This is a genomic window from Gilliamella sp. ESL0232 (genome assembly GCF_013346885.1).
GTDB classification, from domain to species: Bacteria; Pseudomonadota; Gammaproteobacteria; order Enterobacterales; family Orbaceae; genus Gilliamella; species Gilliamella bombi.
On the sequence record NZ_JAAEDW010000002.1, the window covers coordinates 188807 to 211172 of the forward strand.

A 22366-nucleotide genomic window follows, 5' to 3' on the forward strand; every position below is an offset into this window, starting at 1 on the left:
GGCTATAATCCAAGTGTTACGCCAAAAATCACAGCGGAAACAATCAACGCCCGACGAATCAGAACAACCGCAAACAGAGTTCGATACTCATCAAGAACAGGGTATTCCGCACACATTTTGGAATCCATTGCCTCTGGTTGTTCATTGTTTTCTAAAGACTCAATATAGTGCTTGGTATAAAAATCAGGACCAAACTCTTTCCAATCGTTATATAAATAACCTCCAGGAGATGCATAAGGGAAAAGCGCACGGTCTAGGTGGTAACCAATCACGGCAGAAAGCAAGACTAAAGCCAGTTTATAAGCAACAACAGGCAACTGTTGAGGTGAGAGTAACGTAATAATTGCAAATAAAGTAATAGCGACTAAATACCATTTAAGCAAACGAATATGGGATAATTTTTTGATAGGGTGAGCCATAAAAAACCTCATAATTAATTAAATTAATGTATGAGGTTATTATGATCTTACTTACTTGAAATGTAATTTGAACGGGGGCAGATTAAACTCTGCTTTTCTATAAGAATAACTAAAAAAAAGTCGTCACAATTAAGTGACGACTTTATTAAGTGTTAAGCGGCTGTTTTATTAGCGCATTCACACTGTGGTATACGAAAAGCTTTTGCCTTTTTAGGATAAATAGTCTTGCCATTTTTGACTATATATCTAGCAAATGTATACCCACAAGCATTACCACATCGAGGACAGATAAAATCACTCATGCGATACCTCCTATTAAAAGGAGAACATTCAGAGCACAAATAAACTATTGCTTAATAGAAAATAATAAGTATAATCTACCGACTTTTTCAAAAGTTCCATCAGATACTCGTATGTTCTTATGGTTATTAACAAGTTAGTCATATCCGTAAAATATGTAACTAACACCCAAAATAAAAAGCACTTACCGTAAATAAGTGCTTTTTACACTTCGAAATCAAACGAATATTGACGTTCAATTCCAATTTCTAATAATATAGTTGAAGCAAATAAATCAGCTTGCCATTCAGCATCTTCTTTATAAGTTGGTTGATGTTGAGAATAGTGCAAAATGGCTTTATGCCCCAACAAAATATGCCCCATCTCATGAAAAATAGTAAATAAAGCTTCTCTTTTTCCTTTAGAGGCTGCCACATAAGTTTTATTAGGTATGCTAATGGTAAAATCGTTGGGATCACAATGACCCTCTGTAACGCCTAACCACTCTTTATCTGAAATTACTTGTAATGTTATTCCATATAAAGCTAAGTTTTCAAATACAGCATCAAAATTAATTTTCATTTTTTTTGAAAGCTTAAACACCTTGCAAGAGTTAATTGCTTTTATTTTTATATCATCAACTTCCATTGGTTCAACTCGGTTTCCTCGCATTTGGTACTTTTCAATCATTTAATCAATCCTTTTTTTATTAATATCTTCAAATAATTTAGCTAATCGCTTTAGTTCCTCAGCATTAAATGGGGATCTAGCAAAACCTGCAATTAACATCTGTTGTTGCAAAGACAAACCACTAATATTGACATTTTCATTTGACACATCAGCTAATTCTTGCAAATTATTTATTTCGTGATTTTTGGATTTGAAAAAGTAAGATATTTTTTCAACCCAATTTTTAGGGATCTTTTTTAATCCTGTTTCTAGGCCACTAAGGTAAGCAGGTGTTGTTTCAAGCTCTTTAGACATAGTTAATAAAGTATAACCAATGTCTATTCTTGCTTTTCTTACTACTTTGCCAAATTCTGTCAGTGCCATATTATTTCTCCTGTTAATGTATTTGATATACAAATACCACACTAATTTATCATGAAGAAAAAGTAAATTCAACCATTTTGGTAAATTAAAATTTATTTTTGGTTGAAAAATTAAAGGATCTAGTTTTAAAGTTATATATTTCTATAAAATATAAATAATTTACTAGTTTGATTTTTATATTTAAATGATCTGCTTATAAGGAATTTTATTCTTCCCCACAATCTTTCTTCTCTTCAACTTCTTTTAATTGCTCCAACCGCCTATTCGCACTTTTCAGCGCTTCACCTTTTTCAATAACATTACCAACCCCAAAATCACCTAAAAAGGATAGAACGGAACGACCATCAAATTTACTTTCTTTGTCAACATGTTCTATAAAACCTTGAACTTTTGCTTTTTCTAGTGCTATTTCACGGCAAGTCATGGTTTCTTTTTCATATTGAGTTAATTCTCCCTGACGACCGTAATTTTTAGTAGCACAGCCAGTTAAAACTAAAGCTAAACATAAAATTAGTAAATTTAATTTATTCATATTTAATCCTTTTATTTAAATATTCAATTTCGTAGTAGCCAACTTTTACACCTTCAGTAATGTCTTTATTTTTATATTGCTTGTCTTTATCTGTAAAAAATGCAAATATTCTTTCGTTAAAACCAGTATAGGCTCCAAAGCTATTTTTAGAGTTGACATAGAATAAAATAATGTATGCATCATCTCCGTTTATTTTTACTTTAATTGGTTTTTCGAATTTGTATTTGGCACTATCAAAATCTTTTAAATTAAGTTCTAAATAATTAATAATTTGCTTTTCATAATCACTATGAGAATCACAGCCAACTAATAAAAAAACGCTAAATATAATTGAAGTACAAAATAACCATAAATTTTTCATCTTTAATCCTTAAAAAATAATCGCCCCCAAAATAAAACCCACGGCAAATATTGCTAACGTGGGTTTTATTTGAGTTCTGAATAAAGTTATTGTTTGGTTATATAAATTTTGATTATTTAATTTCTCTAAATTAGAAAGTTCTTCAACATAATTTAATACATTTTGTAGCTGCATTTTATTAAGCCGTTTTAAATCTGAAGTACAAAATTGCCGTTTACTGTAATGATTCATCTTATCTTTTAATTCATCTTTGTCATTAATTTCACAAAGAATCAAATGGATAAGCATTTTGCAAGATGCTTTTTCTTTAGCTGCTTCAAATTCATCAGTTAAAAATTTATCAGCAATAGGAAATTGTGAAACAGTTATTTCATTAATACTACAAACACCAAGAGTAGCGTGTAGTTTAAGCCATAGTTCTGGTGCCGTTAACTCCCCGTAGTTTTCAATATCAGAAATTAAACTATTAAGGGATTTTCGTTGAGCGGGAACCAACGGGCGAGTATCTAACTCATCATCATTACTTGACGTAATATTATAAATATCTCTACCAGCTATTTGTTCTGCTGTATTATCCTGAAGTCTAACCGTCACTTTGTTTTCCGCCTCCTAGTTGTATAAATATTTCCACCAGCAATTTGACCTTCACCTCGAATTGTATTATTCGAAATATTAACCCCTGCCTGCTGAGCCGTTCCTGCTGTTAATGCACCTAAGGCTGCCGCTTTAATTGCCAATGGTGCTGTTCTAAATTTGTCAATTAAATCTTGCTCATCAACAGATAAATTACTTGTTGTTCTAATACCAGTTACAACATATTGAACATCTAACCCAAAATTGGCTAATGTAGATAAATATAATGCATCAGGAAATCTCTCACCTTTTTCATAATTAAGTTGAGTTAATTTTTTTACATTAGCAATTTCCCCCATAGCAACTTGGCTAAGGCCCATGCGTTCACGTTCTTCTTTTAGTCTTAATCCGATATTTTTTTGCATACTTTTTATCTTGACAGGTATAAATATTTATACCATAATTTAACACATAATTTATAAATCACTTATTAATAACTTATATCAAAGGAGCTAAAAATGTCTAAAGTTCTCACTCCAGAACAAGTTAAGCAACAATTTCAACAAAAAGGTAAAACTATCAAATCTTGGGCGATTGAAAATGGTTATCACCCCGTTGTTGTTTATAACGTTTTAAATGGTTTAAGTCGTGCTCATCGTGGTAAAACACACGATATAGCAGTAAAACTTGGCTTAAAACAAGCCTATTAATACCGATTGTAACAGTTTTTCACATATAGAAAAAGGGCGAAAGACATGCATAGAACACAAATTTCAACGTCTGGCACTCGAATACTTAAGGTACTAAAAGCGCTTAAAGGTTATACGTTAACGGGTTTATCTAATGGCGATATCGCAAAGATGATTAATGAATCACCTGTTAATGTAACGCGTTCACTTCAAACACTAATCGAGGAAGGACTAGTAATTAAGTTAGATAATGGTTTGTTTGCTCATAGTGTGCAAATGTTGCAAATAGCCCAAGCGCATGCAATTCACATCACTAAAATGCAAGACCAAATAACAGAAATCAATCAGCGTATTACTGCTGGTTCAAGAGGATAAATAAAATGGCAAGACAAGCAAACAAAGCAAAAGACGAAATTGAACTACCTGCAATTGATGAGCAAGGGATTAATGATGCAATGAATACCATGACTACTATTCAAAGTGAATATAACGAATCTCGTGATTTAGTTAATCAAGTTTTAGGTCAGGCTCAAATGGCTGAGGCTTTTGAACAGTTTTCGCGAACGGTTCGCACATCTAAATTGGCTTTTATCCGTGAAAATAAACTATATCAACAACTTAAAGGAATGAAAACCGCGAACGGTTCGCTATTTTCAGGAACGTGGGAAGATTTTTGTCTGTTACTCGGTTCATCTAGAGACAAAATTGAATTAGATATAGCAAACCTAAAAGCATTTGGTGAAGAAGCCCTTGAATCTATGTCACGCATGGGTATCGGTTACCGTGAGTTACGCCAATATCGTAAGTTACCTGAGGACCAAAAAACAGCACTGATTGAAGTTGCCAAAGCAGGTGATAAAGAGGCATTAGTTGAATTGGCAGAAGAATTTATTGCTAAAAATGCTAAAGAAAAAGAGCAGCTCAAAAAAGAAAATAGTAATTTGCAAGCTGATTATAAAGCCCTGAGCAAACGTAATGCTGATGTAGCGAAAGAAAAGGAAGAATTAGCAATAAAACTAGCACAATTTGAAATGAAAACCGTACCACTAGATGAGCGTTTAGAGCCGTTTAAAAAACAGATAGCAGAAACACAATCACGCATGGATAAGCTATTTGAAGAACAAAGGCAGTATGTAGACATTATGTATAAATTGATGCTCGAAATACTGGAGAATGACCCTGATTACGATCCCGAAAAACCATATTCATTGCCTGAATCAATGCAAATTGCATTATTAACATTGAATGGTTCGGCCGTATTAACTTTAGATCAAGCTCGTTATGTGCATCGTGAACTTTGGAGCAAATTTGATAGCGATATTATGGAAGCTCAACAGCGACAAGAATCTTTAGTAAATGAGAATATCCAAGATTTATATAAATGATATTTCATATCAAGGGAATTTAAAAATGGTATCACCTAATATTCGCAGCTATTTAAATGAATTAGCAATTAAGCTAGATAACACAAATTTTGGTTCAAGAAGCGCTATTATGAGTGAAGCTCAAGCCTTTTTAGGTATTTCTAAACAAACTATTTACCGACAATTAAAAGAGTTTTGTGGTTGGTCAAGTGATCGGAAATGCAGAGCTGATAAAGGTGATACAAGTGTTTCTGATATTGCTTTAAATGTGGTCGGAGCAATATGTAAAGAGTCGGTGCGTGATAATGGTAAACAAACTATGTTTACAACAACAGCAACAAGTATTGCAAAACAAAATGGTTATGAAATTGGTGTAAGTACTAATCATTTTACTAGGTTATTACGAAACCGCAAAATGAATGTAAAAGCACAACAAGTGGCAAATCCTGTTCAGTCATTACGTGCATTACATCCTAATCATGTGCACGAAGTAGATCCTTCTCTATGCCTAATTTATTACATGAAAGATAAACAACATATTATGCGTGACCGTGATTTTTATAAAAATAAGTTAGGAAACTACGCAAAAGTTAAATACAAAGTCTGGCGTTATACTTTGTATGATCGCGCATCGGGCATGATTATACCGTGGTATGTAGAAGCAGCTGGCGAAAACCAACACTCATTATTCCAGTTTTTAATGTTTGCTTGGGGTAAGCAAGATGGGCGGTTATTTCACGGTGTACCAAAGCTATTGTATTGGGATAAAGGTTCAGCAAATACATCATCAGCAATCAAGAACTTGCTAGACCATTTAGAAGTTAAATATCTAGAACACGAAGCAGGTAATGCACGAGCTAAAGGCGGTGTAGAAAATGCCAACAATATCATCGAAACACAGTTTGAAAGCCGTTTAAAGTTTCAACCAGTTAACTGTATTGATGAGTTAAATCATGCAGCAATGAACTGGGCGGAGGCATATAACGCTAATCGTTTACCTGGGCAAGATACACGTTTGCGTCGTATTGGGTTATCAGAACCTGTATCACGCCAAGCGCTCTGGCAACATATTACGGCAGAACAATTACGTACATTGCCATCTATAGAAGTTTGTCAGGCATTAATGGCAAGTCGTGAGCAAGAGCGCCAAGTTAAGTCTGATTTAACCATTAGTTTCAAACATCCACAATCAGAATCATCATTAGTCTATAGTTTAAAAGGCTTAGAGGGTATTGCTGTTAAAGATAAAGTCAGTGTGCGTTCATTAGTTTACGGTGATTGTGCTATTCAAATTGAAGTCCCTCGTTATGACGGCGAGTCATTAATCTACCGTATTGAGCCAGATCGCAATTTTGATAAGTTTGGACAACGTTTAGATGCACCTGTAATTGGCGAGGAATATAAATCTAAAGGTAATACAGAAATTGAACAAGCAGCGAAAGCGATGGATCAAGTGGCATACCCAAATATGACCGAAGATGAAATCAAAAAAGCAAAGCAAAAACAAGTAGCACCGTTCGGTGGCAAACTCAATACACTCAGTTATCTAGATGATATAAATCATCCAGCTTATTTTGAACAAAAAGGCAATGAAATTGAGACACCGGAACATTTAAAGCTAGCTGCAACAACATTAACGCTAACCGCAGCTTTAATGCGTATTACCAGTTCAATTGGTCGCAGATTAACAACTGATGAAAATAAGTGGCTATCGGTTCGTTATCAAGATGGTGTACCGGAAGATTCGTTAGATTCACTAATTCGTACATTTACAACACCTGTTGCAGTCGGTGACGGTACGACAGGGTTTAGGAGTGTTAAATAATGCTGAAATTAAAAAGCGTAATGACGCAATTCAATATCAAACAGGCACAACTCGCTAAGCATATTGATTATAAAGGCAATTCAATCAGCCAAGCAGTAATTAGCCAACTCGTTAATCACAATATTTGGCCACGCTCTATTAAGCATGAAGAACTAGAGCAGAAGATTGAAAAGGGATTAATAAAATTAGGTTTAAGCAATGATTATTTAATAAATATTTTTGAAGAAGAAACTGACACAGCCGAAATCTTGGCGGACGACGCTGTGCCAGTTGACTCAAATGAAAAATACTTAACAAAGGAGTCAGCCTATATGTTACTACGAAAACAAACTATAAATCGAGATGCTCGTGCACATTTCCGCATTCCAAGGGATCCATTTACGGATGAAATGACCCAAGATGCCGATGTCTATCTTTCTGATGATATTCGTTATGTACGTGCTGCAATGCGTCAAACAGCAAAGCATGGCGGAATGTTGGCGGTAATTGGTGAATCAGGTAGCGGTAAATCCACATTGCGCCATGATTTAATTGATTGGATCAATATTAATCATGAACCAATAACGGTTATTGAGCCGTATGTACTTGGTTTAGAAGATAACGAAGTCAAAGGTAAATCACTAAAAAGTATGGATATTAGTGGTGCAATCATCAATGCGATTGATCCACAAGCAAAACCAAAACGCAGTGCTGAAGCACGAGCAAGGCAAATGCATACTTTACTTAAAAATAGCGCATTATCAGGTCGTAAACATTTAATGATTATTGAAGAAGCTCATGGTTTATCAATTCATACGCTTAAGCATTTAAAACGCTTTTATGAGCTACAAGAAGGCTTTAAAAAACTGCTATCAATTATCTTGATTGGGCAAACAGAGCTACAAACAAAACTATCAGAGTATAACCCAGAGGTTCGTGAAGTTGTGCAACGCTGTGAAGTTGTGAACTTAAAACCACTTGATTTTAAAGTTGAAGAATATATCAAGCATAAATTTTCACGTGTTGATATGGACTATACAACGTTATTTGATTCATCTGCATTTAATGAAATCATCAATCGGTTACGTGTTGCAACAACACGTCGAGGTGAAAAGCAAGTGCGTTCATTATGTTATCCATTAGCAGTAAATAACCTTGTTTCTAACGCATTAAATCTAGCTGCACGCATTGGTGCGCTAAAAGTTACAGGTGAAGTAATTGTTGAGTGTATCAAAGACCGAGGAGATATCTGATGAAAAAGAACCAACTCATCAATAATAGCATCAATGCGGTTAATAATGCTGTAACTATATTATCTAATGAAGAATTTACCGTCATTGGTTTTTATCATGATTCACTTTCAAAGCCAACTATTGAAATTGAGCATCACCCAAAGTGCAATAAGTTTATAGCTGTGGGTAAAGCGATGTATTACCGACATGAAGGTTATTACAGGTTTGGGCAATTTGAATTAAATGGCTGCCGAGTTATATGGAAAGAACGCGATATTAGTCGTTTGCATTAATCGAATAGGAGCTATAGAAATGATAAAGACTAAAAAACGTATTAAAGCTACCGCATCAATCTATGTTGTGCAATCAAAAGATCAAGCAACAGAGGCTATTAAATATTTAGGCGATATACAGCGTGAATTAATCCGATTAGAAACCGAAATGAACGATAAGATCGCTGAAATTACTGCAAGTTATTCATCAAGTATTGAAGTATTAAAAAAGAAGTCAGTAGAAATACAAAAAGGTATCCAAATTTGGTGCGAAGCAAACCGTGATGAATTAACCAACAATGGCAAAGTTAAATCAGCCAATTTAGTTACTGGTGAAGTGCAATGGCGCAATCGTCCACCATCGTGTGTTATTCGGGGGTTAGAAACAGTTATAGAAACCCTGAAAAAGCTAAAATTGGAACGATTTATTCGTACAAAAGAAGAAGTTAATAAAGAAGCTATTTTAAACGAACCAAATGTAGTAGCACATGTTCCTGGCATCACTATCAAAAAAGATGTAGAGGATTTTGCGATAGTACCTTTTGAACAGGAGGTTATTTAACTATGCAAAAACAAGATTTTTATATTTTGCATCAATTTATATTAAGCCAGACAGCTAATTTTATAGTTCACTGTAAAGAGTATGGTTTATCTGAATTTGAAGCTGATCGCATCATCGACGAGCTAGAGGAATTAGCAAATGGGTAAAGTGACATTAATAATTGAATTTGAAAATGGTAAAGAACCGTCTTTTCATGCAAATCAAAATATTTTAGGAGGTCAATTATCTTTTGTCGCATTTTCTGACTTAAATGAATCAATTAGAAATGATATTGAAAGAATCATAAAAAAAAATTTAGGTAAACTACCATCAATAAATGATGATGTTAAAGATATTTTGGTTGATATAGCTAATAAATTTGATTTATTAGAAAAATTTAATTTGATAATGAAAACTAAATTTTCTAATCCTAAACGCTATATGCCTGATTATCATGTTTCAATCAGTCATGAACATTCGTTTATGCGTGAAGTTCAGGGGCAGGGTTATGTCGATGGACAGATATATGATGAACTCTATGCCGAATATGTTAAGTTAAAATCAAAATCAGGTTCTATCTAGATGAAATCTAAATACATCAAGCTGATTCATATTGCAAAATCTCAACTTAATCTGGATGACGATACCTATCGTCATCTATTACTGAATATAACTAAAAAAACTAGCACCAAGGATATGACTGTTTGGGAACTGGAAAAAATTCTAAATAACCTGAAATCAAAAGGTTTTAAAGTTAAATCATCAAAAAAAACAGGGAAGATAACTGCTACAGAACCAGTTCATAAAAAAATACGCTCATTATGGCTAGAGCTAGCTGATGTAGGTGAAGTAAAAAACCGCTCAGAAAAAACTATCAATTCATATGTAAAACGTATTACTGGTGTTGAAGTGATGGATTGGCTTACCCAAAAACAAGCAATGGTTGTAATTGAAAGCCTAAAAAGTTGGCTAGAACGCGTAAAAAGGAATAAAAATGAAATTAACACGTTGCCCAATTTGTCATAACGAAATTAATTTAGAAGCATTAGTCGAAGATGATTCTGGCAGAGAATTACTTATATTAGTAAGTAATTTAAACTATGGCTGTGCTAAACCGATGATTGCCTATATTGGTTTATTTCGTACTCAAAAATCAAATTTAAGTAATTCTAGAGCAGTAAACTTAATTAATGAAGTTCTGAAATTATATCAACCAAGCAGGCATCTAGCTCACGCACTACGGGAAACAGTTAATAATATTCACGCTAAGCGTTTAACTAGTGAGTATAAACCGTTTAAAAATCATAACTACTTAAAATCTGTTTATGAATCAACTAAGCATTTATTTGCATACGTTGAACATAAAGAAGAAGACAAACCAGCTCGTAGCAGTAATGAAGAGTATTTTGAACAGATGTATAGAGCCGGTATCGATTTTAATAAATTAGAAAAAAATATACCCGGTGCACTAGATTGGTATAAGAACAAAACAGGAGCGTAAATTATGACTAAGTCTGCAATATCTATTAAACGTCACGAACTGCTAACGCATATATCATTATCTGTGGCTAATGAAGCCATGGATTATGGTCTACCTGAAGATATTGCAGCTCATCTTGGCGATAGTATTGCAAATACAATTTCAGAACTGTTCGGCGGTCAGAATATCACATTTCCACGCGACTACAGATTTAAACTAAACCAACGTGACTTGCAAATCTATGACGCATTTAAAGGCAATAACTACGCAGAACTAAGTCAAAAATATAAAATGACAGAACGAGGTATCAGAAAAGTAATCGACCGAGTTCATAAACGAATGATAAAAGAAAAACAACCAACACTGTTTGAATTTAATGACGCCTAATTAATTTTTAGAGCAAAATTTTTTAGGCAATTTTTTATTTCATATTTTGTAACACTTTTTCAAAAAACAATTTCATTATTTCCCTGTTTATTTTGTTATATCCCATTTATCTCATCATTCTGTTATTATTTATCATGTTCTATTTCACCACAATAAAGTTAAACCAAACATTAAAATAAAAAGCCAATTTATTATGTTAACCATTTTAGCCAGCATTGGTTGACTATTTGTTTTTCTTGCACAAATTGCGAACTATTAACCGTGCTAGATTGTAATTGCAATGCTAATCTATGAATTTTGTTGCGCATATCGATATAGGCTTGTGTTAGCTGCTCTGCTTCTTGGCTATCCATTATTTGATAATTTGTCGCAAGTTCTAAAATCCGAACATTATCGCTCCACTTTGTCATTTTAGGATATTTATTAGCATAATTAAGCACAAGATATTGCGATATAAACTCAATATCTCCTATTCCTCCTTCATCAATTTTTAAGTTAAATAAATTGTTTTGAGTGCTACCTAGATGTACTCTCATTTTTTCACGCATTTCACGCACTTCTTTTTTTAATACAACTTCATCACGCTTTTTACAAAGTACATTATGACGAATTTGGTTAAAACGTTTTATTAATTCACCTTCTCCATATATAGCTCTTGCTCTGACTAATGCTTGATGCTCCCAAGTCCAAGCTTCATTCATTTGGTAATCTTCGAACGAATCTAAACTACAAGCAAGCAATCCTGCATCACCCTGAGGGCGAAGCCTTACATCAACTTCATATAAAATCCCAAAACTAGTACGAACATTAAATAGATGAATAATTCGCTGAACTAAACGCAAATAGAATTGACGACTATCTATCTGCTTATTGCCGTTAGTTATACTATTAACTGGACAATCATGTAAAAAAACCAAATCGAGATCCGAACCATAACCCAGTTCCCAACCGCCTAATTTACCATAGCCGATTACCACCAAGCCTTTATGATTATCAGCCAAATGCTCAGGCTTGCCATAGCGAGTAACCATTTGATTCCAAGCCATTTGTATGACAAAATCTAATAATGATTCAGCCACATAAGTTAGGTGATCACTGACCTTCATGGTAGTTAATACATGCTCAACATCGCAAGCAGCTATATGCAACAATTGCATCTGTTTAAATTGACGTAAAGCTTCAAGTTGTTGTTCTTCGTCATCAACTTCAATACGTAATAAATATTGATAAAGCTGGCTTTTATATTCATTTGGAGCAACAGTCTGATAAAGCGAATTGATATCAATAAGCTCATCTAATAATATAGGGTAATGAGCCAGCTGATCGCTAATCATTGGTGAAGCACTACATAAGCGAATCAATTGCTTCAAAGCAGTTGGATATTCAAGTAACAGTTCTAAATAAGTGGTACGACTAACAATATTAACAAGTAACGGCAAAATCCTTGATAGCACCATTGTTGCTTGCTTTTCGCTACAGACAGCTTCTAACAAACGTGGCATTAACTGATCGAGGATTTCACGCCCCCGTACGCCAATGGTACGTTTACCTATATCATCACGAAATTGCACTAGCATTTGGTAGATCTGCGTAACTTCTGTTTCTGAATAGGTAGGTAATATTGCACTAACATCGCTTATTTGAAGATCAGGCACCCAAAGATCGTCAAATTGATCGTTATAAGGCTTAGTCGTTGAGGTAGATTCTGATTCGTTTTCGCCAATAAGTTCATTAAAAATTTGGCGGTTATGTTGCATCCGCACTAATAACGCTTGTTCAAAATCATGCCAATGATTAAAGCCCATGCTTATCGCTAAACGAGCTTGATCCAGTGCATTATTTGGCAAGGTTTGGGTCTGTTCGTCAGCAATAGCTTGTAGAAGATTTTCACAACGGCGTAAAAATAGGTAATTTTCTCGTAATAACGATACTTCATTCGATGCAAGTAGCGATTCTTGTTCAATCACATCAAGCGCATTTAATAGCGAACGAGTTTGCAACCCCACTACTCTTCCACCACGAATAAGCTGAAAAACTTGTACAATAAACTCTATTTCACGAATCCCACCAGCACCAAGCTTAATGTTATTTTTTAAACCACGACGACGCACTTCACGTTCAATCATGCTTTTCATATTACGCAATGATTGTAAAACACTAAAATCAATATAGCGACGATAAACAAATGGTTTTAACATTTGATAAAGCTCACTGACATAAGGAGATTGTTGATCACCAAGCACTTTAGCTTTAACCATTGCATAACGTTCCCAATCGCGCCCTTGTTCTTGATAGTAATCTTCCATAGCAGAAAAACTCAGCACCAAAGGTCCACCATCACCAAGTGGCCGCAAGCGCATATCAACGCGATAAACAAATCCATCTTCTGTAATTTGGTCTAACGCTTTGATCAAACGTTGTCCCAAACGTGTAAAGAATACAGCATTATCTAACTCTCTCCGCCCTCCTTGTGTTTGTCCATGTTCGGGATAGGTAAAAATCAAATCAATATCGGACGAGAAATTAAGTTCTCCACCACCTAATTTTCCCATACCTAAAATCAGCAGTGGCTGCGTCTGACCTTGAGCATTGTAAGGTGTCCCCCACTCTTTGCAACTAAGCTCATAAAGCCAATTACGAGCTGTAACAATTATCACCTCAGCTAGTTCACTTAATTGTAATAAAATCTGCTCATCATTACTGATATGAACTAGTTGAGACCATGCTAACCGGACTAAAATATAACGACGAAATTGCCTTAAAATCTTCATGAATTCAGTTTCATCTGAAACTGCTATTAATTTTTCATTTAACCAAGTTTGGTAATACTGTCTTTCATCTGCCTGTGGGGGATTTTGGCTGATTTCTGTTAGCCAGTTAGGAAATCGATAAAATGCATCTACCAAAAAATTACTTCGCACTAAAATATCTAGATTAGCTTGTATTTCGTTTGATTGACATTGTTTAAGTTGAGAGGCAACTTTTTGCTTTTGTTGTTCAAACAAAGAAGAAACTGGAAGGTTAAATTCTGACATAAGCAAGCTCTCTTAGAAATTTCTTCACAAAATAATATCAGCAAAATAAGAATATATTATAAGTAACTTTTGTAAGTTATATAGTATTTTATATACAAAATAAAAAAGTGTCGAAAATGATGAGATGATTTTTAATTGAGTATTGTTTTTAGGAATGATTCATAAAGAATATACAACTTCTTTAAACCCTTTATTTTATATTACCATAGGTGCAAAGTCTTTTTGGAGTAAAAAGACCTTTACTGGAGCTATATATAACCATATATCCTAATAAAAACCGTCATTATATTGTTGTATAGATAAAAAAATATCATACCGAAAAAAGTAAAAATTTCAGGCAACAATTCTTGCAATTAATATAAGGCAACCTTGTCTATTATAGAACAATGCCTATTATAATTAATGTAAAAATGTTACCAATAAACTAATTTGTACAAATTTTATTCTGACTTTGACTCAACAAAACTGGATAAATTAACTTCTTTTCCAAAAAATGCTTTTGCTGTTTTACTAACAACTACCGAACCTATTGCACATAAAATAAGAAGAAATAATATAATATCTGTTATAACAATAACCATTATTTCGCTGTCTGTTAATGAATCTGCAACCTCATCAAACCATTTCAGACAATATATATTGAAAAATAAAACAATTATTGCTGCCAACGATGTTAACACAAAAGCAATGACAGAACTTGAAATTAATGACTTCACCTGTAAATTATCATAAACAGTTTTAAATTGTTTTCGCAAAACAAAATAACCAATCGTATTTACAATCAATAAAAAAACTGAATAAAAAATAATAGTTCTAATATGGTATTCAAGGGGACCTATAGAATCCAGAGGATCTTTAGGAACAAAAAAGAAATTTAAGCAAAATAAGACAATAGATAGATAATAGAAATTAAATAATAGAATAAATAAAGATAAATGAGTTTTTTGACTATTGTCCGAGGATAATACAATCATATCTGACTCTGTTACGAAAGCTGTTCGCAGTAGTTTTATCCCTAAATAAATCGCCATTATTATCCAAATATAACAAGCTAATCTAAATATGCCTATATAGAGGCTTTCTATATAAGTAAAATAATATGGCACTATAGCATAATATAAAAATCCAAGAACCTGTCGCTCAAATATCACCTGATAACCATTGATACCTATTATTATAAAAAAAACAATTAAAAACACACAAAGCAGATTCTTTTTATTGACTCGATAGACCGAATTCTTATGCAAGATTATGGCTGAAGTAATAAAAATTAAAACCAGATTTGCTAACTGATTAAAAGTATTAGGCAAAACTATATGAATAATTAATGATAAAAAAGAATCGTCCCAAATATATGGGTTAACCTTTGCATAGCTAAAAACCATATTCTCAACAAGAAGTTCTCGTCCAACTAAAAAAGCGCTATCTAGCACCCCATAAAACAGCAAAAACAAGAACGGTAATTTAAAAAAAGAAAGCTTCATTATTTTACTTTTTATTTCATTGATTAATAGTCATATTTGCGATCAACATAAGCCTGAACTTTGTATTAATCTCACTAAAAGCAAATTCTTTTACAGAGTTAATAGTCAATAATGCCATTTGCCATTGTGTAAATTCAGGCTCAAAAGGAAGATTTTTATCTATTAGAATATAATTTATTTGGTTTAGTGTTTGTTTATATAACTCTAAATCATTAACTTCTAATGCATATTCTTCATTTTGTTGCCAAAATCTTAACAGGCTTGCTAGATCTTGATGGGCTTGAAAATCAAATTGACAAGTTTTAAGTGATGTATTTTTCAGTAAACAATAGCCCCTAGCAGCTTTACTTTGTGAAAAAAGATGCAAATGGAAACGGCTTAATTCAAGAGCAAAATTAAACAGGTCTTGTTTATTACCTTGTTTGAGTTCTAATTCGACTTCTTGAATGATTTTAACTTTTTTGTTTGACTTAATTTCCCCTTGGTCTAGTGCTACCTCAATTTCGCTACTCGCAAAAGAAATTAACCAAGTTTGCCTTTTGAAATCAGTACTGAACAATGGTAATAAATCTCGTTGTAACCGCTCAATATCGCAATTATAGGGTAATGCCATATGTGGTAATACAGCTAAATTGGGTTCTGAATTAGGTAAGTCAACATTAAATTCAGCACGCTCATGTAATCCAGACACAGACTTGCTATCTCGCTTTAAGGTGATTTCAAACTCTTTTTCGTGATCACTTTCGCATTCCCTTACTCGCAATCCACACTGATTATTACGTAGGTAATAATCGCTTGTGTCATAATAGGTACTAGTCAAATTGAGTTTTGTAGAACTGTTTTTTGCTGGTGATATCGTTAAAAATTCAACTTCGTCGCTATCAGCCCATTGATCTAGAAAATATCTTAAATTAGCAATATCACTAGTATTAATTTCAAACTTTAATTCGATTTCATTACTCATTCATCTACTATTTTTTCGCTATTTTTAACATAATCAACGATAAATCTACTTCATACATCATAGCGAATCACCGTTAATCAACAATATGACAAATTATTTTACAACACGAAATGGATTAGGTTTTGATTTAGATTGTTTAGGTTGTGAGGACAAAGATACACTCTGTATACTATATTGTGGTTCATCTTCAAATCCCATACCCACGCCATTTTCACGAGCATAAATTGCCTCAATCGCAGCCATTGGTACCACAATATGTTGTGGCACACCAGAAAAGCGAGCATTAAATTCAATTTGTTCATTAGTAGCCAAATATTGACCAACTGATTGTGGGGCAATATTTAGTACAATTTGATTGTTTTGGATAAATTCCTGCGGCACTAATACTCCATATACAGAAGTATTAACCACAATGTAAGGTGTTAAATCATTATCCAAAATCCAGTCATAAAAAGCCCTAAATAGATAAGGGCGACGTGGCGTCATTTGTTCAAGTTCCATCAAGGCTACCTTGGCTAAAATTATCGTAAATAAAGATAAACTTAATTGTTTATGATCTTATCTTTTTTTCTGCTTCAGTTAATGAATTAATAAAAGCAGGGCGTTCAAAAACTCTCGCCATATAAGCTAAATAACTCTTTTCAGCTACTTTTGGTAATTCAATACTAAGCAATGGTAAACGCCAAAGTAACGGCGCAAAGTAACAATCGCATAATGTAAAATCATCACTCATAAAATAATCTTTTTCTTTAAACATAACCGAAATCGAAACAAGATCATCAAGAAGATTTTTTCGTGCTGTTTTAGCAGCATCACTATTAGGATCAGCAATAATTGTTTCGTATGCACTATACCACTCTTTTTTAATACGGTACATTGTTAATCGTGAATTAGCGCGAACGATAGGATAAACAGGCATCAATGGTGGATGTGGAAAGCGTTCATCCAAATATTCTAACGCAATATGTGGTTCATATAACGTAAGGTCACGATCAATTAAAGTTGGAATTGAACTATATGGATTAAGATCCAATAATTCCTGTGGTAAATTATCTGCCGTTACAAACTCTATTTCCGCAGTTACCCCTTTTTCTGCCAGAACAAAACGAATCTGATGCCCGTAAATATCTGTTGTATCACAAAATAATGTCATTACAGAACGTTTATTAACAGCAACAACCATATTCACTCCAAATTTATAAAATTAAAATAAGTCTAGTTGCCGTCTATTCTAACAAATTGGATAACAAAATTGTTAAAAAAAAATAAATTTTCTTTAATTCTTTTCCTCAAGCCCTAATTTTGACAAGCAGTTTCATAAAACATGTGCTTAAGTATAGGATTTATTAAATTAGTTAACCTAATAATATTAAATAATATTTATTTCCTAAATAATCTTAATTCTTAAAAATATTTAACCTACGTAGTTTAGCTTTTTAATTAACCAAATCAGCATAAAAAAACCCAGCATTCGCTGGGTTTTGAAACAAAATTGAAACAAAATTGTAACGTTTTTGTAATACTGCCGGTCGGGTAAGGACACAACATTACTGTTGTGCCCTCCCCTAAGAACTGTACGAGCAAATTTCTCCGCATACAGCTCAAGCCTTTCAATTGACTTTAGTAAGCCAGTTTCACTACCTCCAATTTCAGTGCATGGACTTTTTTGTGGCAAATAGGATGTAGTAACACCCTATTTTTGAGCGTATCCGCCCCTCCGTGCATTTTGTAGATAATATGATGGTCATGCCACCCCGTCTCTTTTGTGATTGGGAGTTGACATAAACCACAACGACCTTTTTGTTCCTTATACAGCATTTGCCATTTGTGTCTGTGTGAGAATTCCTCATACATCCGTTTCTGGTGTAATGTTTCCCCGTATAATTCCCATTCTGGTAAAAATGGATTGTAATCCGATTTTACCTTAATATGTCGTTTGATTGCCGTCTTGCTACATTGCAATAATTCAACCCATTTATCCATACCCTGGCGGTCTTTTATCATCGTGCCAAAGTTCCATTTCCGAGTTGCCGTCGTTTTAAAGTATTTCTCTTTAACCCAACGTTTACCCTTTTTACTATGTCTTCTTTTGCTCCAATTCCAAAGCGCGCGCCATATTAATGCATCCATTCGCCCATAAGCTTGACTGGCTGCCTGACTTCGGTGATAGTTAGCCCATCCCCTTATCATTGGATTTAATACCTTTATTAAGTCTTCTTGTTTAACCATGCTTAATTTTTTAATCTTATCTCTCACCTTGCTATAGAATGCCTCCCCATTCTTTTTACTCGGCTTGATGATAAGCTTGTCGTTAAACTGTCTTACGTTCCAACCTAAAAAGTCAAAACCCTGCCTGATATGCACTACTTTTGTTTTCTTCTCTGATAGTGTTAGTCCTCTCTCTTTGAGAAATTCCTCCACTACAGGAATGACCTTTTCTTCCAGTAATTCTTTTGAAATCCCTGAAATAATAAAGTCATCCGCATACCTAACCATGTACGTTTTATGTTGCCTGATTTTCCTGCTCGCTTTCTCACCAAAGTGATTAGCTAGCTCTTTCTCCAAGCCGTCTAACGCCATGTTGGCTAGCGTTGGCGAGATAATCCCACCTTGCGGTGTGCCCGCCTCAGTCATCTTCACCTGCCCCATGTCAACGACACCCGATTTTAACCACTTCGCTAATATCCGCTTATTAATTGGAATATTCGCTATTAACCAATCATGGCTAATGTGGTCAAAACAGCCCTTGATATCTGCATCTAATACCCACTGCGCAGGTTGGTTAGTTTTCCGCCCCTTGTGTGAGAATATTCGATGTATATGGGTTATCGCATCTGCCGTTGAGCGGTTAATGCGAAACCCATACGAGCCTTTATCCGCCGTTGTCTCCGAAACAGGCTGTAGGGCAAATAGATAGAGTGCTTGCATTGCCCTGTCTTTTATGGTCGGAATACCCAAAGGGCGTTTCTTCCCGTCAGACTTAGGAATATAGACCCGCCTTAATGGTTGCGGTTTATATCCCTTGTTTGTGAGCGTTGCAGTCGCTTTCCATTTTGCCTCAGCGGTGCTCCAAGTTACCTTATAAACACCTGCCGTCCTTTTACCTCTATTTTCAGTCACTCGCCTTACCGCTAATTGCTTAGCATAAGTTGAGCGTGTCAATAATCTTTGCAAGCGTTTAACCTTGCGCCAATCATTTTCAAGTGTCGCTTTCGCAATCCGACTCTGCAATCCTTTAACATGCCTTGTTGCTTTGACCCAATCGATATTGTGCCATTGCCTCGCCATGTCAGAGGTCGCTGGAGCTGGACTCTGTTTAATTTTTGCATTAAACTTAGTGTGCTCTTTCATACTTACCTCTTGATACAAGAAGTAGCAGAAATTACTTGATACTATGTGAATAACCGCCAAAAGAACTACCACGTTACATGTGGCGGTTATTCAGAATATCAAATAACTCTACCGCTCTGTAACACGGTTAATGATTGAGTTTTGAGCTTGGCGGATGTTTTAACAGATGAATTATTCTTCCCAGTAATTCATTTTAAACTGTTAGACACTCGCCAGCTCATTCCTCGCCTAAAATAATTCCATTAGAAATTACCCACCAAAGGATTAGCCTAACATCTTGCGACGAAAGACCAGTTAGAAGTCTGCACCCTTTCGAGTTATGTCATGTTTCATACCCTATATCAGCCATTACAGCCAATCATTCGCTTTCTCTAACCTCCCTTACCTGCACGTTCAACAGCATCACTTACGCTTTGCCTGCCGACCCCAATCTTTGCGCTTTATATAATACGATTGCTGAATTGTGGACGGCAAACGTACAGGCTTACCAAGTTCCATTATTATCACACGAGTAGTTAAGATGTAGACTGTTCGCCGATAGTCTTATTGATGGCGTATTCCCACGCTAGACGAGAATATCCGACTATATTACCTTTTGGTCAAAGCCTATCAGTAGTTTTGGCTTTTCCAGCATTACGACGTTTTCATCTATTCACTTTACGTTCATCTTTCTACCCAGTCTAGCCCCTCATGGCATACTACTTGCCATTACTTAATGTTACCTCACGATAATCATTAACCTTGCTATTCCTCAAGGGGGTACATTGTCAGGAAGCTCCGCACCAGACCGTTGCCAGTCTCGCACTATCCCTAGACTACTGTTAGCCATATAACAGGTTGACTATTAATTATGCTTATTTCCTATAGTTATAATTAATTCAACAATGATAATAATAGCTTAAGCACTGCTTGTTTAACAACTCGAGTGAAATAGGTTTTTACACCTGATATCTTACTAATAATAGTTAATTCGACCTTTATCTTTCAACTTCATCTACATTTCTGTCGATTCATCGAAATATTCTAGTCTTTGTTAATCACTAATTTAACGGTAAATCTTTTACCCATTAAGTAGTAAATTATTAGTTAATAAGAGACGTCGGCAATCGTATATAATTGCTCGCCTTGTAGTTGTATGTAGTTCAACTATGACTGGAGAGTGTAAACTCTCAAAGGGCTCCAGTTTTCTTCATGGCGAAGTTTTGATGTCAGCTATATCTTCGGCTCATCATGTAGTTGTATATAGTTCAACTCTGGACTGGTAAGGATTATCCTTACAAAAGGCTTACATGAATATGTCCCCTCTTGCACACGGGTCGAAAGGTTAACTATTTAACGCTTTCGGTATTTTCTCCCCTTCGGGAGTATGAGGCTCCCTCGAGGAGTTTACAAGCATGTAAATAAGGAAAGAGTATTTCATCTTCGCTCTTATCTACGAATGAAAGGGAAAAGTATTTCATTTTCGCCTTTCATTCACTTGATTTTTACGAAAAACATCATAAAAATCAAGTGCTTAGTGCTACTTGTCGCACCTAACGTTTGCTGAATTGAGGACGACGACGAGCTTTGCGTAGACCCACTTTTTTACGTTCAACTTGACGTGCATCACGAGTAACAAAACCTGCTTGACGTAACGCAGGACGTAAAGTTTCATCATATTCCATTAACGCACGAGTAATACCGTGACGAATCGCACCAGCCTGACCTGAAATACCACCACCTTTAACAGTGATATAAAGATCAAGTTTATCAGTCATTTCAACTAACTCCAACGGTTGCATAACAACCATACGAGCTGTATCACGACCAAAGTATTGCTCTAAAGAGCGCTTGTTAATAACGATGTTACCACTACCTGGTTTGATAAATACACGAGCAGCAGAACTTTTGCGGCGACCTGTACCGTAATATTGATTATCAGCCATCTTTTATCCCCTTAAATATCTAGTACTTGCGGTTGTTGTGCCGCATGATTGTGCTCACTACCAGCATAAACTTTTAGTTTACGGTACATTGCACGACCAAGAGGACCTTTCGGTAACATGCCTTTTACAGCAATTTCGATGACTTGTTCAGGATGACGTTCAATCATCTCTTTAAAAGTCGCTTCTTTAAGTCCACCGATGTAGCCAGTATGACGATAATAGATCTTATCAGTGCGTTTTTTGCCTGTTACAGCAACTTTTTCTGCATTGATAACGATAATATAATCACCTGTATCAACATGTGGTGTGTATTCTGCTTTGTGTTTACCACGCAAACGGCTTGCGATTTCAGTAGCTAAACGACCTAACGTTTTACCAGCTGCATCAACAACATACCAGTCGCGTTTAACTGTTTCTGGTTTAGCTGAAAAAGTACTCATTCGTAATTATCCAATTTTTAATTAATCTCACGTTAATAAATCATTTGATTTATTTACACTTTTTGATTGTTACCATTAATTAACTCACCCCTTCGAGCGGTTATACTAATATTGACAACCGAAAACAACGTTGGGAAGAACGTTGTCGTAACGTGGGTGGCAATATTATACAGAAATTTTA

The 22366-nt window shown here is 34.8% G+C and carries 29 protein-coding genes; 13 read left to right on the top strand and 16 right to left on the bottom strand.

Annotated features, from left to right (window positions below; genetic code table 11):
- Nucleotides 1-2 precede the first annotated feature (2 nt).
- The 8 genes from GYW75_RS03890 to GYW75_RS03925 all read right to left on the bottom strand — a co-directional run bounded on the left by GYW75_RS03890 (nt 3) and on the right by GYW75_RS03925 (nt 3642).
- Nucleotides 3-419 carry a putative holin gene (locus tag GYW75_RS03890; RefSeq protein WP_174798513.1) on the bottom strand — a complete coding sequence of 139 codons (417 nt, stop codon included), beginning with the start codon at nt 417-419 and terminating at the stop codon, nt 3-5.
- Nucleotides 420-571: 152 nt separating this feature from the next.
- On the bottom strand, nt 572-721 hold the full coding sequence (locus tag GYW75_RS03895; RefSeq protein WP_174798514.1) for a hypothetical protein: 150 nt from the start codon (nt 719-721) through the stop codon (nt 572-574).
- Between the two features lie 202 nt (nt 722-923).
- Nucleotides 924-1388, bottom strand: a complete 465-nt coding sequence (locus tag GYW75_RS03900) for an ImmA/IrrE family metallo-endopeptidase (protein WP_202983915.1) — start codon at nt 1386-1388, stop codon at nt 924-926.
- Entirely contained in the window at nt 1389-1751 is a 363-nt protein-coding gene (locus tag GYW75_RS03905; protein ID WP_174798515.1) for a helix-turn-helix domain-containing protein, read from the bottom strand.
- 205 nt (nt 1752-1956) lie between these two features.
- Nucleotides 1957-2283 carry a hypothetical protein gene (locus tag GYW75_RS03910; protein ID WP_174798516.1) on the bottom strand — a complete coding sequence of 109 codons (327 nt, stop codon included), beginning with the start codon at nt 2281-2283 and terminating at the stop codon, nt 1957-1959.
- The gene (locus tag GYW75_RS03915) at nt 2276-2644 is read right to left on the bottom strand and encodes a hypothetical protein (RefSeq protein ID WP_174798517.1); all 369 of its coding nucleotides are present in this window, start codon (nt 2642-2644) and stop codon (nt 2276-2278) included. Before GYW75_RS03915 ends, GYW75_RS03910 begins: the two co-directional genes overlap by 8 nt.
- 9 nt (nt 2645-2653) lie before the next feature.
- Complete coding sequence (locus tag GYW75_RS03920; protein ID WP_174798518.1) at nt 2654-3238, bottom strand: hypothetical protein; 585 nt, start codon at nt 3236-3238, stop codon at nt 2654-2656.
- Nucleotides 3235-3642, bottom strand: coding sequence for a helix-turn-helix domain-containing protein (locus tag GYW75_RS03925; RefSeq protein WP_065567014.1), 408 nt, complete (start codon nt 3640-3642; stop codon nt 3235-3237). Before GYW75_RS03925 ends, GYW75_RS03920 begins: the two co-directional genes overlap by 4 nt.
- Nucleotides 3643-3735: 93 nt before the next feature.
- Here GYW75_RS03925 and GYW75_RS03930 point away from each other — a divergent pair, with 93 nt between their 5' ends.
- From GYW75_RS03930 to GYW75_RS03985, 12 genes are read left to right on the top strand one after another with little or no spacing between them, the layout of a single operon-like run.
- Nucleotides 3736-3927: a DNA-binding protein gene (locus tag GYW75_RS03930; RefSeq protein WP_065567015.1), complete on the top strand. Its 192-nt coding sequence runs from the start codon at nt 3736-3738 to the stop codon at nt 3925-3927.
- 45 nt (nt 3928-3972) lie between these two features.
- Nucleotides 3973-4281, top strand: a complete 309-nt coding sequence (locus GYW75_RS03935; protein WP_174798519.1) for a helix-turn-helix domain-containing protein — start codon at nt 3973-3975, stop codon at nt 4279-4281.
- A gap of 5 nt (nt 4282-4286) precedes the next feature.
- Complete coding sequence (locus GYW75_RS03940) at nt 4287-5291, top strand: hypothetical protein (protein WP_174798520.1); 1005 nt, start codon at nt 4287-4289, stop codon at nt 5289-5291.
- 25 nt (nt 5292-5316) lie between these two features.
- Nucleotides 5317-7095: a DDE-type integrase/transposase/recombinase gene (locus GYW75_RS03945; protein ID WP_174798521.1), complete on the top strand. Its 1779-nt coding sequence runs from the start codon at nt 5317-5319 to the stop codon at nt 7093-7095.
- A complete protein-coding gene (locus GYW75_RS03950; RefSeq protein WP_174798522.1) occupies nt 7095-8327 on the top strand; it encodes an ExeA family protein in 1233 nt (410 codons plus the stop codon). Before GYW75_RS03945 ends, GYW75_RS03950 begins: the two co-directional genes overlap by 1 nt.
- Nucleotides 8327-8599 (top strand): hypothetical protein, encoded by a 273-nt coding sequence (locus tag GYW75_RS03955; RefSeq protein ID WP_085165880.1) that lies wholly within the window; start codon nt 8327-8329, stop codon nt 8597-8599. The genes GYW75_RS03950 and GYW75_RS03955 overlap by 1 nt, the downstream gene beginning before the upstream one ends.
- A gap of 19 nt (nt 8600-8618) precedes the next feature.
- A complete protein-coding gene (locus GYW75_RS03960; RefSeq protein ID WP_085165879.1) occupies nt 8619-9140 on the top strand; it encodes a host-nuclease inhibitor Gam family protein in 522 nt (173 codons plus the stop codon).
- A 2-nt stretch (nt 9141-9142) separates the two neighbouring features.
- On the top strand, nt 9143-9286 hold the full coding sequence (locus GYW75_RS03965; protein ID WP_167370098.1) for a hypothetical protein: 144 nt from the start codon (nt 9143-9145) through the stop codon (nt 9284-9286).
- Nucleotides 9279-9701, top strand: a complete 423-nt coding sequence (locus GYW75_RS03970; RefSeq protein ID WP_174798523.1) for a hypothetical protein — start codon at nt 9279-9281, stop codon at nt 9699-9701. The genes GYW75_RS03965 and GYW75_RS03970 overlap by 8 nt, the downstream gene beginning before the upstream one ends.
- Complete coding sequence (locus GYW75_RS03975) at nt 9702-10145, top strand: gp16 family protein (RefSeq protein WP_085165876.1); 444 nt, start codon at nt 9702-9704, stop codon at nt 10143-10145.
- Nucleotides 10114-10620, top strand: a complete 507-nt coding sequence (locus GYW75_RS03980; RefSeq protein WP_065636010.1) for a hypothetical protein — start codon at nt 10114-10116, stop codon at nt 10618-10620. The genes GYW75_RS03975 and GYW75_RS03980 overlap by 32 nt, the downstream gene beginning before the upstream one ends.
- A gap of 3 nt (nt 10621-10623) precedes the next feature.
- A complete protein-coding gene (locus GYW75_RS03985; RefSeq protein ID WP_065636011.1) occupies nt 10624-10986 on the top strand; it encodes a Mor transcription activator family protein in 363 nt (120 codons plus the stop codon).
- A 191-nt stretch (nt 10987-11177) separates the two neighbouring features.
- On the opposite strand, the gene glnE is transcribed toward GYW75_RS03985, so the two are convergent.
- The 6 genes from glnE to ltrA all read right to left on the bottom strand — a co-directional run bounded on the left by glnE (nt 11178) and on the right by ltrA (nt 19820).
- Nucleotides 11178-14021 carry a bifunctional [glutamate--ammonia ligase]-adenylyl-L-tyrosine phosphorylase/[glutamate--ammonia-ligase] adenylyltransferase gene (gene glnE / locus GYW75_RS03990; protein WP_174798524.1) on the bottom strand — a complete coding sequence of 948 codons (2844 nt, stop codon included), beginning with the start codon at nt 14019-14021 and terminating at the stop codon, nt 11178-11180.
- Between the two features lie 440 nt (nt 14022-14461).
- Nucleotides 14462-15505 carry a hypothetical protein gene (locus tag GYW75_RS03995; protein WP_174798525.1) on the bottom strand — a complete coding sequence of 348 codons (1044 nt, stop codon included), beginning with the start codon at nt 15503-15505 and terminating at the stop codon, nt 14462-14464.
- A gap of 16 nt (nt 15506-15521) precedes the next feature.
- Entirely contained in the window at nt 15522-16469 is a 948-nt protein-coding gene (locus GYW75_RS04000) for a CYTH domain-containing protein (protein ID WP_174798526.1), read from the bottom strand.
- A 93-nt stretch (nt 16470-16562) separates the two neighbouring features.
- Nucleotides 16563-16970, bottom strand: coding sequence for a ClpXP protease specificity-enhancing factor (locus tag GYW75_RS04005; RefSeq protein ID WP_174798527.1), 408 nt, complete (start codon nt 16968-16970; stop codon nt 16563-16565).
- A 49-nt stretch (nt 16971-17019) separates the two neighbouring features.
- Nucleotides 17020-17652, bottom strand: a complete 633-nt coding sequence (locus GYW75_RS04010; RefSeq protein WP_065589152.1) for a glutathione S-transferase N-terminal domain-containing protein — start codon at nt 17650-17652, stop codon at nt 17020-17022.
- A gap of 437 nt (nt 17653-18089) precedes the next feature.
- Nucleotides 18090-19820 carry a group II intron reverse transcriptase/maturase gene (ltrA, locus tag GYW75_RS04015; protein ID WP_174798528.1) on the bottom strand — a complete coding sequence of 577 codons (1731 nt, stop codon included), beginning with the start codon at nt 19818-19820 and terminating at the stop codon, nt 18090-18092.
- Nucleotides 19821-20369: 549 nt separating this feature from the next.
- Here ltrA and GYW75_RS12525 point away from each other — a divergent pair.
- A complete protein-coding gene (locus GYW75_RS12525; RefSeq protein WP_255456969.1) occupies nt 20370-20504 on the top strand; it encodes a hypothetical protein in 135 nt (44 codons plus the stop codon).
- 848 nt (nt 20505-21352) lie between these two features.
- Here GYW75_RS12525 and rpsI read toward each other — a convergent pair.
- Both rpsI and rplM read right to left on the bottom strand, forming a co-directional pair.
- Nucleotides 21353-21745 (bottom strand): 30S ribosomal protein S9, encoded by a 393-nt coding sequence (gene rpsI, locus GYW75_RS04020; protein WP_174798529.1) that lies wholly within the window; start codon nt 21743-21745, stop codon nt 21353-21355.
- 11 nt (nt 21746-21756) lie between these two features.
- A complete protein-coding gene (gene rplM / locus GYW75_RS04025; protein WP_034901369.1) occupies nt 21757-22185 on the bottom strand; it encodes a 50S ribosomal protein L13 in 429 nt (142 codons plus the stop codon).
- Nucleotides 22186-22366 lie beyond the last annotated feature (181 nt).

Bases quoted from the DNA above. Each gene is read 5' to 3' on its own strand.
- GYW75_RS03890 (WP_174798513.1), bottom strand. From the start codon at position 419: ATGGCTCACCCTATCAAAAAATTATCCCATATTCGTTTGCTTAAATGG.
- GYW75_RS03895 (WP_174798514.1), bottom strand. From the start codon at position 721: ATGAGTGATTTTATCTGTCCTCGATGTGGTAATGCTTGTGGGTATACA.
- GYW75_RS03900 (WP_202983915.1), bottom strand. From the start codon at position 1,388: ATGATTGAAAAGTACCAAATGCGAGGAAACCGAGTTGAACCAATGGAA.
- GYW75_RS03905 (WP_174798515.1), bottom strand. From the start codon at position 1,751: ATGGCACTGACAGAATTTGGCAAAGTAGTAAGAAAAGCAAGAATAGAC.
- GYW75_RS03910 (WP_174798516.1), bottom strand. From the start codon at position 2,283: ATGAATAAATTAAATTTACTAATTTTATGTTTAGCTTTAGTTTTAACT.
- GYW75_RS03915 (WP_174798517.1), bottom strand. From the start codon at position 2,644: ATGAAAAATTTATGGTTATTTTGTACTTCAATTATATTTAGCGTTTTT.
- GYW75_RS03925 (WP_065567014.1), bottom strand. From the start codon at position 3,642: ATGCAAAAAAATATCGGATTAAGACTAAAAGAAGAACGTGAACGCATG.
- GYW75_RS03930 (WP_065567015.1), top strand. From the start codon at position 3,736: ATGTCTAAAGTTCTCACTCCAGAACAAGTTAAGCAACAATTTCAACAA.
- GYW75_RS03935 (WP_174798519.1), top strand. From the start codon at position 3,973: ATGCATAGAACACAAATTTCAACGTCTGGCACTCGAATACTTAAGGTA.
- GYW75_RS03940 (WP_174798520.1), top strand. From the start codon at position 4,287: ATGGCAAGACAAGCAAACAAAGCAAAAGACGAAATTGAACTACCTGCA.
- GYW75_RS03945 (WP_174798521.1), top strand. From the start codon at position 5,317: ATGGTATCACCTAATATTCGCAGCTATTTAAATGAATTAGCAATTAAG.
- GYW75_RS03950 (WP_174798522.1), top strand. From the start codon at position 7,095: ATGCTGAAATTAAAAAGCGTAATGACGCAATTCAATATCAAACAGGCA.
- GYW75_RS03955 (WP_085165880.1), top strand. From the start codon at position 8,327: ATGAAAAAGAACCAACTCATCAATAATAGCATCAATGCGGTTAATAAT.
- GYW75_RS03960 (WP_085165879.1), top strand. From the start codon at position 8,619: ATGATAAAGACTAAAAAACGTATTAAAGCTACCGCATCAATCTATGTT.
- GYW75_RS03965 (WP_167370098.1), top strand. From the start codon at position 9,143: ATGCAAAAACAAGATTTTTATATTTTGCATCAATTTATATTAAGCCAG.
- GYW75_RS03970 (WP_174798523.1), top strand. From the start codon at position 9,279: ATGGGTAAAGTGACATTAATAATTGAATTTGAAAATGGTAAAGAACCG.
- GYW75_RS03975 (WP_085165876.1), top strand. From the start codon at position 9,702: ATGAAATCTAAATACATCAAGCTGATTCATATTGCAAAATCTCAACTT.
- GYW75_RS03980 (WP_065636010.1), top strand. From the start codon at position 10,114: ATGAAATTAACACGTTGCCCAATTTGTCATAACGAAATTAATTTAGAA.
- GYW75_RS03985 (WP_065636011.1), top strand. From the start codon at position 10,624: ATGACTAAGTCTGCAATATCTATTAAACGTCACGAACTGCTAACGCAT.
- glnE (WP_174798524.1), bottom strand. From the start codon at position 14,021: ATGTCAGAATTTAACCTTCCAGTTTCTTCTTTGTTTGAACAACAAAAG.
- GYW75_RS03995 (WP_174798525.1), bottom strand. From the start codon at position 15,505: ATGAAGCTTTCTTTTTTTAAATTACCGTTCTTGTTTTTGCTGTTTTAT.
- GYW75_RS04000 (WP_174798526.1), bottom strand. From the start codon at position 16,469: ATGAGTAATGAAATCGAATTAAAGTTTGAAATTAATACTAGTGATATT.
- GYW75_RS04005 (WP_174798527.1), bottom strand. From the start codon at position 16,970: ATGGAACTTGAACAAATGACGCCACGTCGCCCTTATCTATTTAGGGCT.
- GYW75_RS04010 (WP_065589152.1), bottom strand. From the start codon at position 17,652: ATGGTTGTTGCTGTTAATAAACGTTCTGTAATGACATTATTTTGTGAT.
- ltrA (WP_174798528.1), bottom strand. From the start codon at position 19,820: ATGAAAGAGCACACTAAGTTTAATGCAAAAATTAAACAGAGTCCAGCT.
- GYW75_RS12525 (WP_255456969.1), top strand. From the start codon at position 20,370: ATGGCGTATTCCCACGCTAGACGAGAATATCCGACTATATTACCTTTT.
- rpsI (WP_174798529.1), bottom strand. From the start codon at position 21,745: ATGGCTGATAATCAATATTACGGTACAGGTCGCCGCAAAAGTTCTGCT.
- rplM (WP_034901369.1), bottom strand. From the start codon at position 22,185: ATGAGTACTTTTTCAGCTAAACCAGAAACAGTTAAACGCGACTGGTAT.